This is a genomic window from Planctomycetota bacterium, assembly GCA_039819165.1.
Classification (GTDB): Bacteria; Planctomycetota; Phycisphaerae; order Phycisphaerales; family UBA1924; genus JAHCJI01.
Genome location: JBCBSM010000001.1, coordinates 2,397,155 through 2,410,221 on the forward strand (window position 1 = coordinate 2,397,155; position 13,067 = coordinate 2,410,221).

Below are 13,067 nucleotides of genomic sequence, written 5' to 3' on the forward strand. Positions count from 1 at the left end.
TCACCATGCCCACGTACGACTACGAGCTGCTGGACACCGACGGCGAGCCCACCGGCGAGACCTTCGAATGGGTCCAGCCCATGAAGGACGACGCCCTCACCAAGCACCCCGAGACCGGCCAGCCCTGCCGCCGGGCGATCTCGGCCCCCGCCATCGCCGGCAAGTGGAGCGACCTCAACAAGACCCAGATGAGCAACAAGCGGCTGGGCGAGCTGGGCTTCACCAAGTTCGAGAAGAAGGGCGACGGCTACTACGAACGTACCGCCGGCAACCAGGGGCCCAAGTCGATCGTCCGCGAGGACTAGGCCACGAGTCCGTCGAGGCCGCTCAGCCCCACAGGCTCCTTCGTAAAGAACGGCTCCCCCGCCGCCGTGCCGATGCGGCTGCCGAAGTACAGCGCCGCCGCCTCCACCCAGTCCAGGATCTTGCGGTTCTTCTCGGGCAGCACGAACTGCGTGTGGTACGCCCGGGCCGACGCGACCTTCCGCTCGACGTAGCCGCTCACGTCGATCACGAAGTTCGGGTCGGCCACCCACCGCAGGTGCGTCGCGTAGTAGTAGAACAGCCACCGGGGGTAGATCGGCGGGCCGATCTGGTCGTACCCCGGCGGCACGGGCATGTCGATCTTGGTCAGCTTGGCGTCGAAGCGCGCATCCTCCACGATCCGCGTGACGGCGCGATGATCCGGGTGCGCGTCCTGGAAGTAGGGCGTGAACACGATCTGCGCCTGGTGGGCCCGGATCACCCCCGCCATCGCGTGCCGCGTTGCGAGGGTGTGCTCGACCATGCGGTTGGGCAGCCCTAGCAGGCACCGCCGCACGGGCTTCGCATCCGGGAACGCGGCCGGATCGGGCGAGAGGATGGCCGCCGCGTCCGCCGCCTCCTTCGCCCGCGTCTCGGGGTCGCCGTAGGGCGTGGGCTCGCCGTTGGTGACGTCCAGCAGCAGCACGTCGTGCCCCTGCTCGGCGAGCCTGGCGATCGTGCCGCCCATGCCCAGCTCTTGGTCATCGGGGTGTGGTCCTACGACGAGGATGTTGGCCATGCCGCCAGCGTAGAGCGCTAGCCTCCCATGCACGTGGCACGCCGCCACGATCGTGCGATCTCGCACGCAACGCAAAGGAGCACGCCATGACCCGCCGCACCAGCCTCCGGTCGGCCCTCCCCCTCCTCGCCGCCGTCGCCGCGACCTCGATGCTCGCGGCCTGCGGCTCGTCGAGTTCGACCATGGTCGAGGGGGCCGTTGCCGGCCAGACCGTGGCGACCGGCAGCTTCTCGGGCCGCAACGACCACATCGTCACCGGCAGCGTGTCGATCATCCGCGACGGAAGCGACCACTTCGTCGTCCTGGCCGACGACTTCTCGCTCGACGGCGCGCCGGATCCGAAGATCGGCTTCGGCACCAGCGGCGCCTACGACGACGCCACCACCTTCACCGCACTGCGCAACAAGACCGGGGCCCAGACCTACGCCGTGCCCGCCGGCATCGACCCGACCCAGTACAACGAGGTCTACATCTGGTGCGAGCAGTTCGCGGTGGCGCTCGGGGTGGCGCCCATCTGACGGGCGGCCGACGCTACCGCCGATCGCCCACCGCGATGAAGCCGTACTTCAGCGATCGCCCGCCCCCGGCCTCGGGCGTCACCATCTCCACCAGCGCGATCAGCTCGGGTGCCTCGGCCGCGAAGAAGCCGCCCGCGCGGAACCGCCGCCCCTGCTCGTCGATGAAACGGCCCAGCGGGATCTCGAGCGTCTGGCCGATGTCCAGCCCCTCGATGTCGTAGCCGTAGCGGCCGTTGAGCCACAGCGTGCCGGGGCCGAAGGAGTAGGGCGTCGTGTTGGTCAGCCGCAGCCGGGTGCCCTCGCGGAAGGCGTGGATGTCCAGCGTCTCGACGGGCGGCAGCGCCTCGGGGTAGCGCGGGCCGCTGTCCAGCTCGCCGCCCGTCCGGCAGCCGGCGAGCGCAAGATAGAGTCCGAGAACGAGCGCGGCGGGCCTGGCAGACATGGCCAATCCTCGCCGCCCCGACGCCGCCGATCCACCGCCGGCCTCCACTACCCTTGCCCAGTGAGCTGCGAGACGGCATCCCGCAACGCCACCGCGCCCGAGCCGGGCATCGCCCCCGGCGGCGAATCGCTGGACCCCCGCGCCAGCGCGCGGGCCATCGGCCGCAACGGCGTCGATCCACGGCTGCCGGCGGCCATCCCCGGCTTCGACGCGCCCTTCTTCCAGGCGGGCCTCGCCGGCTACTCCGACGCCGCCATGCGGCTGATCGCACGCCGCCACGGCTGCCCGCTGTGCGTCACCGAGGCCCTGCTCGACCGAACCCTGCTCGCCGGCGGCCGCGGATTCGCCAAGGCCGACCTGGGCGAGCTGCACGACAACGTGCCCGGCGGCGACGAGGACCATCCCCTCGCCGGCCAGATCATGGGCAGCGACCCCGGCGAGATGGCCGCCGCCGCAATCAAGATGGTCGAGCAGGGCAGCCGGACGCCCAGGGCGTACCGCAAGCTGGCCACGGATCGGGCAATGGGCAATGGGCAACGGACAATGGCTTCGCATGCGGGGCCATCTTCGGAATCCGACCCCATTGCCCGTTGCCCATTGCCCATTGCCTTCTTCCAGGCCATCGACATCAACCTCGCCTGCCCCGTCCGCAAGATCGCCAAGAAGGCGCGGGGCGGCCACTGGCTGGCCGAGCCCGAGGGCGCCATCGCCATCCTGCGGGCCGTCCGCGAGGCCGTGCCCGACGCGATCCCCGTCACCGTCAAGATGCGCCGCAGCTTCGACGACACCCCCGAGATGGCCCGCAGCTTCCTGCGGATCTTCGACGCTTCCTACGACCTGGGCTGCGCCTGGGTCACCGTGCACGGCCGAACCGTGCAGCAGAAGTACGTCGGCCCCAGCCGCTGGGACCTGCTCCGTGGCATCGTCCGCAGCAGGCCCGGCCGAGTCGTCTTCGGCTCGGGCGACATCTGGAACGCCGCCGACATCTTCCGCATGATCGAGTACACCGGCGTCGCGGGCGCGAGCGTGGCCCGCGGCTGCATCGGCAATCCCTGGATCTTCCGCCAGGCCCGCGACATGATGGCCGGCGCCGAGCCCCGCCCGCCCACAATCGCCGAGCAGCGGCAAGTGCTGGAGGACCACTTCGACCTGGCCCTCCGCGTCAACGCCGACAAACGCGACCCCGAGCTGCACACCGGCAAGACCATGCGCAAGTTCGCCATCCGCTTCGCGGCCCACCATCCGGATGCCGCCGCCGTCCGCACGCGGTTCATCGCCGTCAAGAGCACCAGCGACTGGCGGAACGTGCTCGACGCCTTCTACCAGCCCGCGGCCGCGCCGGCGGGAGCACCGGCGTGACCAGCGCCCGCTACACCGAAGGCCTCACCGGCGATCTGGTCCAGGGCTGGATCGCCGTGTTCGGCCGCCAGAAGGCCTTCGCCGAGCACGCCTTCGAGCAGCTCGACGACGCCGGCTTCTTCTGGTCGCCGGGCGAGGGCCTCAACAGCGTGGCCGTCATCGCCCGGCACCTGGCCGGCAACCTCCAGAGCCGCTGGAGCGACTTCCTCACCACAGACGGCGAGAAGCCCTGGCGCGACCGCGACGCCGAGTTCGCCCCGCCCGAGCCCACCGCCGAGGGCCGCGCGGCCGTCATGCACGAGTGGGAGGCCGGCTGGCGGACGCTCGTCGACGCCCTCGAGCCGCTCACGCCGGCGGACATCGACAAGACGGTCCCGATCCGCGGCGCGCCCCACGCCGTGCACGCCGCCGTCGCCCGCCAGCTGGACCATTACGGCTTCCACGTCGGCCAGATCAACGCCATCGCCCGCCTGCGCGTCGGCTCGGCCAGCTGGCGCTGGTTCACCATCCCGCCGGGCGGAACGCGGGCGTTCAACGAAGAGATGGCGAGAGCTATGGGGCGGTCGTCGCGAAACGCTTGAAGAGACTTGCTGCGCCTGTCTTGGTAACCGGGTTGCTAACGACTATTCCATGAATGGGCGTGCGATTCGTTGACGGCAATCGCAATTGCAGCGACTGTAGGGTCGCGGTGTATCGCTCGGCCAGGCGGTGGTACTTTCCATGCACATGCGAGTTCGGTACGGTTTCGTACAAGAAGTGATACACGCAGATTGGAAACAGCAGTCCAGAGCACAGAATATCGGATAGCTGCAAGCCAGAGTGATTGATGCTGTGCCCAAACACGGGTGGTTCCATAAGCCTGGGAAATGCATCGCCCTTCGCACGATACTTCATTGTGAACACACTGTGGGAGACTGTGTTGTTCGGGTTTTGCGATCGGCTGTCGGCGATCATGAGGCCGCGTTGGTTCGTGTTGGCCAAGTGTGCCTCGAATGTACTGCACAGCTGTTGAATCGCGCTGGTGTATACGGCATCTGCGCCAAACGGACCTCCTGGCTCTTTGATATACACCTTGGCTAATAGGTGGGCATTGTGTGATTTCAGGAGCGATGATGTCTTGTCAATGAAGCCAATGGTCTGACGGGCTTCGCGAGCCTTCCCTGATCGAATGGTGCGACGAAGATCAGATCCCTTGATTTCCAGACGATGCCAGTCCCACCTCTTGAAATCCGGTCCTAGTCGCCCCGGGAAGAATTTCTGCTTCAGATCAATCCAACCGCGAGTCAGCGACTCAATGACGTCGACATCAACGATGATGCCTCCAAGTACAAATGCGGGCTGGATTTTGCATCGCTGGGCCGGCAGTGCACCAAGACATCCTGATTCGTCGACGTAGAACACTTGCACAGCTAAAGCTAGGTACCAAAAGACAACCGCGGCCCAAGAGGGCCGCGGGACTTGCTGCCTAGCCCGGAAGGCTAGTTCAGCTGGTACATTGTGTATCTGTAGTATCGTTCATGAGTGGTGGTTGTTCCAGACAGAAATCGACAATATCGAGAAAAAGACTTTGTCGAGATTTTATTCTCGATAAAGCCAGCCCTAACCCGCCTTCTCCCCGCCCCCCGGGTACACGATCCGCCCGTGGTAGATGCTCGCCACGCTCTTGGCGATGCTGTCGCCCACGGCGTCCAGCTCCCGCAGCGTCAGGTCGCAGTCGTCGAACTGGCCGTCCGCCAGCCGCGCCTGCGCCAGCTGCCGCACCAGCGCCTCGATCCGCGACGGCGTGGGGTCGGCCATCGTCCGCGTGGCGCTCTCCACCGCATCGGCCAGCATCAGGATCGCGCACTCCTTGGTCCTGGGCTTCGGTCCCGGGTAGCGGTACTCGATCTCCTCGGGCTCACTGACGGCCTCGGCCTCCGTGCCCGCGCTCGCGGCCCGGTCGGCCTCGCTCTGGGCCTCCTCGGCCGCCCTCTTCTTGGCGCGGTGGTAGAAGTACTCCACCAGCGTCGTGCCGTGGTGCGCCTCGATGTAGTGGTGCAGCGAACGCGGCAGGTTGAACCGCCGCGCCATCTCCATGCCGTCCTTCACGTGGCCCACGATCACCAGCAGGCTCATCGCCGGGCTCAGCTTGTCGTGCTTGTTGGGCCCGCCCGACTGGTTCTCCACGAAGTACTCGGGCTTGTTCATCTTGCCCACGTCGTGGTACAGCGCCCCGACGTAGGTCTGCAGCGCGTCCGCGCCGATCGCGTCCGCGGCGGCCTCCGCGATCGACGCCACGTTCATCGCGTGGTTGTACGTGCCCGGCGCCCGCCGCTGCAATTCCCGCAGCAGCGGCTGCTTGGGGTCCCGCAGCTCGATGAGCTTCATGCCCGTGGTGATGTCGAACGCACGCTCGATGGTGGGCAGCATGAACAGCACCAGCCCCGCGGTGACAAGCCCACCGCTGGCCGCGAAGCCCGTGTCCCACGCCAGCTCCAGCAGCCCGCGGGGCGACAGCGGCCGCCCCAGCAGCCCGCCGCACACGCACGCGACGGCCAGCACCGCCCCCGTTACCACGCCCGTGCGGACCAGCGCCCGCCGATCGCGGATGTCGCTGAGCTGCCAGGCGACGGCCATCAGCCCCGCGAGCGGCATCGCCAGGAACCACGCCGGCCGATCGAGCACCATCAGCAGCAGCACCGCCAGCGATGACCCGATCGTCAGCGCCACCCGCGTGTCGTACGCGATCGTCAGCAGCATGCCCAGCAGCAGCACCGGCGCGACGGCCGTGAACGACATCAGCCGCGGCTCGATCACCGCGCCCCACACCGCGATCGAGAAGCACGCCACGTACAGCCCGGCGAGCCCGACCATCCGCTCGGGCCGCTGGGCGATCCGCGGCACGAAGCGCGCCACGTAGATCGACAGCCCCATCGCCAGCAGCGCCGCCACCCCCGCGATGCCCGCCGAGTCGATCAGCAGCGAGCCCGCGCCCCGCTCGGCCCCGCCCGCGGCCCGCTCGGCCCGCACCAGCTTGATGGTCTCCAGGCCCACCGCCTCGCCCCGCTCGACGATCACCTGGCCCTGCTGCACCTCCACGAAGCGGTCGGCCACCATGTCGACCGCCGCCGCCTGCTGCTCCGCCGTCCGCTCTTCGTCCAGGCGGTAGGTCGGGTCGGCCTGCCGCGCCAGCCGACCCTGCACCAGCGACCGCAGCGCGATGTCGGACAGCCCGGCCTGGTTCGCCAGGCTCTCGGCCGCCGCACTCCGCTGCTCGTCGCTGCCCAGGTTGATCAGGCTCCCCGCCGTCGTGCGGACCGGCCTCGGCTCGTCCTCCGCGCTCGCGCCCCCCGGCCGGATGAGCATGACCGTCGCGGCCTCGCCCTCCTCCGAGCCGCCAAGCTGCGCCGAGCGCTGCCGCTCGGTCTGCCAAACCTCCGCCTCGACGAACGGGCGCCTGCGGATCGCCTCGGCCAGCCGGCCGATCGCCTGCGTCCACGCCGGGCTGGTGCCCTCTTCGGTGGTGAGGGCCTGCACCGCCAGCAACTCGTCGGCGCTCAGCCCGAATCGATCGCGGATCTCCTGGGCGACCTGGCCGATGCCCTCCGCGTCCCGCAGCGTCGCGGGCAGCTGCTCCAGCCCGTCCAGCAGGCTCTGCAGCTCATTGGTCGGCACGAAGACCCGCGGCGCACGCTCCGAGGCCAGCTGCCGCGCCTCGGCCGTCCGCGCTGGGTCGGCCACACGGAACGTCGACCGCGCGACAACGGTCTCGCCCGACAGCCGCCCGAGCGCCAGCAGCGGCTGCGTCGACGCCCAGCCGCCCACGATCGTGATGACCAGCACCGCACCCAGGCCAATCAGCGCCGCGTAGCCCGTCCGGGGAGACGACAGCGCCATCCGCACCCGCTCGGCGGCCGACAGGTCCTCACGCCGCACGCTGACCCGCCGCCCGCGCTCGGGGGCGCCCCGTCTGCCCGGCCAGCGGATCACGCGTCCCCCGATCGCGGCGCTTCGCCGCCCTGCTCGCGCTCGCCGCCGTACGCCTCGATGATCCGCTGCACCAGCGGGTGCCGCACGACGTCCTGGCGGCCCAGCGTCACAAAGACGACCCCCGGGATCCGCTGCAGCCGCCGGGCCGCGTCGATGAGCCCGCTGGCGGTCGGGTCGGGCAGGTCGATCTGGGTCGGGTCGCCGGTGACGATCACGCGGGAGTCCTCCCCCATCCGGGTGAGCAGCATCTGCATCTGCCCGATGGTGGCGTTCTGCGCTTCATCGAGCAGGATGGCCGCCTGGTTGAGCGTTCTGCCCCGCATGAAGGCAAGCGGAGCGATCTCGATGACCCCGCTCTCGATGAAACGCTCCATCGTCCCCACGTCCATCATGTCGTACAGGGCGTCCAGCAGCGGCCTTAGGTATGGATGCACCTTCTCCTGCATGTCGCCCGGCAGGAAGCCCAGCCGCTCGCCCGCCTCCACCGCCGGCCGCACCAGCACCAGCTTCCGCACCCGGTCGGTCCGCAGCATGTGCACCGCCGCCGCCACCGCCAGGTACGTCTTGCCCGTGCCCGCCGGCCCCACGCCGAAGGCCAGCTCGTGCGTGCGGATCGCCTCGAGGTAGTCGCCCTGCCCGGGCGTCCGCGGGCGGATCGGCCGCCCCGCGCTATACACCGACAGCGGCCCGCTCCACGCCTCGCCCGCCCGCGTCGGCCGGCCGTTGCCGCGGTCGCCGACGCGTTCCTCGCGGGAGCCTCCGCCGCTCCCGATGGGGCTCGATCCGCGCTCGTCCGACGACGCGTCGGCGAGCATCTGCAGCACCTCGCCCCGCGTCCGCGCCTCGCGGCTCCGCGCCAGCGCGCGGAGCACCCGTTCCGCCGCTCGGACCTGGCCCTCGGGGCCGCCGACGCGGAGCACATCGCCCCGCGGCGTGACGCTGACGCCCAGCCCCTCGCGCAGCAGGCGTACATTGCGGTCGTGGATGCCCAGCACCTTCACCGGGTCGGGCCCCACGACGAACTCGATCGTTCGTTCCAACACCACCTCCGTGCGGCCACCCTCCCCGGCCGCGGAAGACGAATCGTACCAGCCGCCCGACCCAACCCAACGCAGCCCAACGCAGCCCGTGAGCCCAACCCGAACATCACGTGTACTGCCCCGGGGGGCCCTCGCCGGCCTCGTCCCCGCGATGCTCGCCGGCTGCGCGGGCTACGCCCCGTCGCCCATCGAGCCCACCGACGGCCCGAGTTCGGTCGCCACCACCCGTGGCGATTGGGACGACGTGCCCCGCGCGCTGGCGGTCGCCCTCGCGGCCGGCGAGGCCGCCCTGCTCGACGCCGACCGGACGCCCGACCGCTACGCCGCCAGCCTGCTGGTCATCGAAGACCGCCGCGGCACCGCGACCGCCCGGCGCAACGCCGACGGCTCCATCGAATTGCGGGTCTTCGTCGAGCCCGCGGGCGACCGCGTGGCCCAGGCCCGGCTGCTGCGGGCCTGGCGTCGCCGGCTCGACCAGCTCTACGGCGTCGAGTTCGCGCCGCGGTAGCCCCCGTCGCCGTCGGCCGCGTCCTCCGACGGGGCCGCGTCTCCGGACGAGTCCGCGAGCCCCAGTTCCGAGGCGTTGACGGCGGCCTTCAGCTCCACCGTCATCGTCGTGCCCTGCTGCCAGATGCTCTTGACCAGGATGCGGCCATCCAGCGACCGCACGGCATGGTTCACGATCGCCAGCCCGAGCCCGGTGCCCCGCGCGTCCTTGGCCCCGTCCCGCGAGCCGTCGGCCTGGTAGAACCGCTCGAAGATCCGCTGCTGCATCGGCAGCGGGATGCCCTGCCCGTGGTCGATCACTTCGAAGATCGCGTCCAGCGTGCCGTCGGACTGGTCGTCGTACACCGCCGACCCCCGCACCACCACCTCCTGGCCCGACTCGCTGAACTTGATGGCGTTCTCGATCAGGTTCCGCAGGATGATTGTCAGCAGGTTGCGATCCGTGCGGAGCCGCTCGAGCGCCTTATCGAAGGCGAAACGCAGCGACACCCCCGTCCGCTCGCAGTCCGCCTCGAAGGCCGGCCGCAGCACCCGCTCGATCTCGCTGGCGGGCACGAGCGAGATCCGCGTTGCGCCGTCGGCGGCCTCCAGCCGCGAGAGATCCAGCAGGTCCCGGATCAGGTCCTCCAGTCTCGTAACGTTCTCGTCGAGCATGCCCAGGAAGCGATCCCGGGCCGCCGGATCGCCCGCGGCCCCCGCCGCAAGCGTGTCCACCGCACCGCGGACCGCCGCGATGGGCGTCCGAAGCTCGTGCGAGGCATTGGCCGCAAAGTCGGTCCGCACCTGCAGCGCCCGAGCCAGCTCGCTCACGTCCCGCAGCACGAGCAGCACCCCGCTGCGGTCGGCGTCATCCGCGCCGGCCACCGGCACGGGCACCGCCGATACCGCCGCCACGCGATTGCCGTTCTCGCCCGCGATGGTCACCCGTCGCTTGCACAACTCGCCACGGCTGGCGCGAGCGTGCAGCGACAGGATTTCCGCGTTGGTGAACACCTCGTCGATGCCGCGGCCCAGCACCGTGTCGGCCTCCAGCCCCAGCATCTCTTGCGCGGCCGCGTTCAGCAGGATGACCACCTGGTGCTCGTCGCACACGAGCACCGGCTCGTCGATGACCTGCAAGAAGGTGCTCAACTCGCCATACGCCGCTTCGAGCGACGCCATCACCTGCTGCACGCGGCCGGCGCACCCCCGCAGGTGGTCCGCCCAGGCCGCCGCCGCCGAGGAGGCGTCCCGCCCCGTTGCCTTGGGCATCGCGTCGGGCGGCTCGTCTAGCACCACCGCCAACGCCTCGTGCGCCGGTCGCAGAGTTGCGTCGAGCGTCCGCGCGACCGACCGCTTCGACACGTGCAGCCCCGCGATCGCCAGCCCCGCGGCCGACAGCAGCAGCCCCGCCGACGCCGCCCAATGCGAGCCGTTGGCGGCCAGCACCGCGGCCAGCGTCGCGGCCACCGCAGCGCCTCCCAACCAAACCAGCTCCACGCGCATGCGTGCCCCCGCCGGGACCGCCTACTGATCCTTCAGGTCCCGCAGCGCACGGTAGCCCACGCCGCGGACCGTCTTGATGTGCGTGCCCCACGCGCCCATCTTGCGACGGATGCTCGTGATGTGCACGTCGATGGTCCGCTCGGTCACCTGCACGCCCGGGCCCATCGCCTGGGACATCAGCGAGCCGCGGGTCAGCACCCGCCCGTCGGCCTCGATCAGCGCCGACAGCAGCCGGAACTCCGTGAGCGTCAGCGGCAGCGATTCACCGTCGATGGTCGCCTCGTGCGTGCCGGGGTCCAGCACCACACCGCCGATCCGCAGCAGCGGGTCGCTCGTCCCGGGCCGCTGGCTCATCCGCCGGAAGATCGCCTCGATCCGCGCCAGCAGCACCTTCATCGAGAAGGGCTTGGTCACGTAGTCGTCCGCCCCGAGCGTCAATCCCACGACCTGGTCGATCTCGTCGGCCTTGGCGGTCAGCATGATGATCGGCACCCGCGACAGCTCGGCATCGGCCCGCAGCTGCCGGGCCACCTCGGTGCCGGGCAGCTCGGGCAGCATCAGGTCGAGCAGCACCAGGTCGGGCCGGCTGGCCCGCGCCCGCACCAGCGCCTCCTGCCCCGTGCGGGCCGACACGGTGGCGTAGCCCGCCTCCTTGAGGTTGTACTCGAGCAGATCCGCGAGGTCCCGCTCGTCCTCGACGATCAGGATGGTCCGCGTCTCGGTGGTCGCGCTGGCCGTCGCCATGGGCTTGATCCTGGCTTCAGGGTGCGAGCGTCGGGGGACAAGAACCGGGCCTGCAGCCCAGCTGACGGCGGTCCTAGCCGGACCCCGACGGCATGCCGCGCGGGACGTCCGGTTCGCGAGCCGTAAATGTAGTCGCACGCCCCGCCGACCCCCGGTCGCCGGCCACTCGGACTTGAGCAGATCTGGGGGAAATGGCACTTGTTTCTGGCGGGCAAGGTCCGGTCACGCCGAAAAACGCCCGGAGCTGGTGGTTGGCAATGGCTAAGTTGCTGCTACCATTCCGGCTCTCCGCCCTATAACGGCGGCGCCCGCGGGTCGGTCGACCCGGGATCCAGTGGCCCCACGCGGGGGAGACCCCGCCGCAGAGGGTTCTAGCTTTTCGGACCCGTCCCGGTTATACGGTGGCGAGTTCGCCCGCTCGGTGGTGCTCGTTGGACCGCCCGCGGGGAGTGGTTGGGGGCTCGTGGGAGCCCGATCGGTGGATCAGACCGGACGTGCCGGCCGGATCCGCAGGCTTGGCGCCAGGAGCAGGATTGGGCCTGCCGGCGACGCAGTCAGAATGGGCGGCGACCGCGCCGCCGGCACCTCTGTAAGGTATCAATCAAGGTACCCGAGAGTAAGGAGTCTGGTAGATGAGTCACACGAAGGCCACCGTGCTGCTCGCGGGCCTCACCATGGGCCTGAGTGGCGCTGCACTCGCACAGTCCACCATGGATGAGGCCCGGGCGCTGGCGTCCGAGCGCAGGGGCGACGCATATCGCGCCACCCTCGCCCAGGGTGCCCAGACCGGCCCCGAGTTCTACGGCCTGCTGCAGTTCCAGTACAACTGGGTCATCCTCGGTGACGGCGGCATGGGCGGCGAGGACTTCGCCAACGGCTTCCAGAACAACCGCACCCAGCTCGGCGCCCGCGGCACCGTGGCCGACGGCTGGGAGTACAACATCCTGGGCGACTTCTCCAACAGCTCGCCCGAGTCCGGCACCGCCGCCGGCGTCTTCAACCTCCTGGACTACTACGTCACCATCCCCGTGCCGGGCTTCAACGATAAGGCCAAGCTCACCATCGGCCAGTTCAAGCTGCCCTTCCTCTACGAGGAGAACGTCGCGGCCCAGAACCAGCTGCTCGGCGAGCGCTCGCCCGCCAACGAGTTCTTCAACCAGGGCCGCTCCGAGGGCATCCTGCTCACCTACGCCGGCGAGGAGGACGACGCCTACCGCTTCCAGGCCGCCTTCGCCGACGGCTTCCGCACCGGCGCCACGCCCATCGGCTCGCCCATCGAGGCCGACTTCCAGGTCGGCGGCCGCTTCGATTACAAGTTCTACGGCAGCTGGGAGCAGTTCGAGGACTTCACCGCCGACCCGAGCACGCCCGAGACCGCGCTCCGCATCGGTGGTGCCATCTACTACCAGGAGGGCGGCGATACCTCCTCGGGCCTGGGCGCCACAACCTTCGATAACGACATTCTCGGCGTCACCGGCGACATCCAGTGGGAGTACAACCAGTGGAGCGCCTTCGGCGCCTTCCAGCTGCAGGACTCCGACGGCATGATGTCCCTCGGCGGCACCGATGTCGGCTTCGTCGCCCAGGGCGGCTACCGGCACGATGAGAACCACGAGGGCTTCGCCCGCTTCAGCATCATCATCGCCGACAGCATGACTCCCGGCACCACGATGGATGCCGACGACCTGCCCGAGTTCGCCTTCGGCTACAACTACTACGTCTTCGGCGACCAGAGCGCCAAGTTCACCGCCGACATCGTCTTCATCTTCGATACCGTCAGCACCAGCCTGCTGCCGGCCGGCCAGAGCAACATCTCGCTCTTCCCGGACATCGACGACCCGCAGGTCGCCCTCCGCTCGCAGTTCCAGGTCACCTTCTGATCCGCGAACCGCTTCCGATCGACAGCTGAAAGCAACGAACGGCCTCCGGGCCGTTTTTTCGTGCGCCGTCCGAATGGCAAT

At 69.7% G+C, this 13,067-nt stretch carries 13 protein-coding genes; 6 read left to right on the forward strand and 7 right to left on the reverse strand.

The window, feature by feature from the left end:
• Positions 1-5: 5 nt before the first annotated feature.
• Positions 6-305 carry an FmdB family transcriptional regulator gene (locus AAFX79_10485; protein MEO1008986.1) on the forward strand — a complete coding sequence of 100 codons (300 nt, stop codon included), beginning with the start codon at positions 6-8 and terminating at the stop codon, positions 303-305.
• Here the strand turns inward: AAFX79_10485 and AAFX79_10490 are convergent.
• The gene (locus AAFX79_10490; GenBank protein MEO1008987.1) at positions 302-1,042 is read right to left on the reverse strand and encodes a PIG-L family deacetylase; all 741 of its coding nucleotides are present in this window, start codon (positions 1,040-1,042) and stop codon (positions 302-304) included. The two genes, AAFX79_10485 and AAFX79_10490, sit on opposite strands and share 4 nt — an antisense overlap.
• Before the next feature lie 86 nt (positions 1,043-1,128).
• On the opposite strand from AAFX79_10490, the gene AAFX79_10495 reads away from it, so the two are divergent.
• Positions 1,129-1,560: a DM13 domain-containing protein gene (locus AAFX79_10495; GenBank protein ID MEO1008988.1), complete on the forward strand. Its 432-nt coding sequence runs from the start codon at positions 1,129-1,131 to the stop codon at positions 1,558-1,560.
• 13 nt (positions 1,561-1,573) lie between these two features.
• On the opposite strand, the gene AAFX79_10500 is transcribed toward AAFX79_10495, so the two are convergent.
• Positions 1,574-2,002 carry a hypothetical protein gene (locus AAFX79_10500; protein ID MEO1008989.1) on the reverse strand — a complete coding sequence of 143 codons (429 nt, stop codon included), beginning with the start codon at positions 2,000-2,002 and terminating at the stop codon, positions 1,574-1,576.
• 60 nt (positions 2,003-2,062) lie between these two features.
• Here AAFX79_10500 and AAFX79_10505 point away from each other — a divergent pair, with 60 nt between their 5' ends.
• Together AAFX79_10505 and AAFX79_10510 are read left to right on the forward strand one after the other, a co-directional pair.
• Positions 2,063-3,361: a tRNA-dihydrouridine synthase family protein gene (locus AAFX79_10505; protein MEO1008990.1), complete on the forward strand. Its 1,299-nt coding sequence runs from the start codon at positions 2,063-2,065 to the stop codon at positions 3,359-3,361.
• On the forward strand, positions 3,358-3,942 hold the full coding sequence (locus AAFX79_10510) for a DUF1572 family protein (GenBank protein ID MEO1008991.1): 585 nt from the start codon (positions 3,358-3,360) through the stop codon (positions 3,940-3,942). The genes AAFX79_10505 and AAFX79_10510 overlap by 4 nt, the downstream gene beginning before the upstream one ends.
• Here the strand turns inward: AAFX79_10510 and AAFX79_10515 are convergent.
• The 3 genes from AAFX79_10515 to AAFX79_10525 form a co-directional block, all read right to left on the reverse strand.
• The gene (locus AAFX79_10515) at positions 3,914-4,768 is read right to left on the reverse strand and encodes a DUF3800 domain-containing protein (GenBank protein ID MEO1008992.1); all 855 of its coding nucleotides are present in this window, start codon (positions 4,766-4,768) and stop codon (positions 3,914-3,916) included. The two genes, AAFX79_10510 and AAFX79_10515, sit on opposite strands and share 29 nt — an antisense overlap.
• Positions 4,769-4,960: 192 nt before the next feature.
• Complete coding sequence (locus tag AAFX79_10520) at positions 4,961-7,330, reverse strand: HDIG domain-containing metalloprotein (protein MEO1008993.1); 2,370 nt, start codon at positions 7,328-7,330, stop codon at positions 4,961-4,963.
• Positions 7,327-8,370, reverse strand: a complete 1,044-nt coding sequence (locus AAFX79_10525) for a PhoH family protein (protein MEO1008994.1) — start codon at positions 8,368-8,370, stop codon at positions 7,327-7,329. Before AAFX79_10525 ends, AAFX79_10520 begins: the two co-directional genes overlap by 4 nt.
• 151 nt (positions 8,371-8,521) lie before the next feature.
• On the opposite strand from AAFX79_10525, the gene AAFX79_10530 reads away from it, so the two are divergent.
• Positions 8,522-8,878 (forward strand): hypothetical protein, encoded by a 357-nt coding sequence (locus AAFX79_10530; GenBank protein ID MEO1008995.1) that lies wholly within the window; start codon positions 8,522-8,524, stop codon positions 8,876-8,878.
• Here AAFX79_10530 and AAFX79_10535 read toward each other — a convergent pair.
• Both AAFX79_10535 and AAFX79_10540 read right to left on the reverse strand, forming a co-directional pair.
• Positions 8,851-10,326: an ATP-binding protein gene (locus tag AAFX79_10535; GenBank protein ID MEO1008996.1), complete on the reverse strand. Its 1,476-nt coding sequence runs from the start codon at positions 10,324-10,326 to the stop codon at positions 8,851-8,853. The two genes, AAFX79_10530 and AAFX79_10535, sit on opposite strands and share 28 nt — an antisense overlap.
• A 57-nt stretch (positions 10,327-10,383) precedes the next feature.
• Complete coding sequence (locus AAFX79_10540; GenBank protein ID MEO1008997.1) at positions 10,384-11,106, reverse strand: response regulator transcription factor; 723 nt, start codon at positions 11,104-11,106, stop codon at positions 10,384-10,386.
• Between the two features lie 632 nt (positions 11,107-11,738).
• On the opposite strand from AAFX79_10540, the gene AAFX79_10545 reads away from it, so the two are divergent.
• A complete protein-coding gene (locus AAFX79_10545) occupies positions 11,739-12,986 on the forward strand; it encodes a porin (GenBank protein ID MEO1008998.1) in 1,248 nt (415 codons plus the stop codon).
• Positions 12,987-13,067 lie beyond the last annotated feature (81 nt).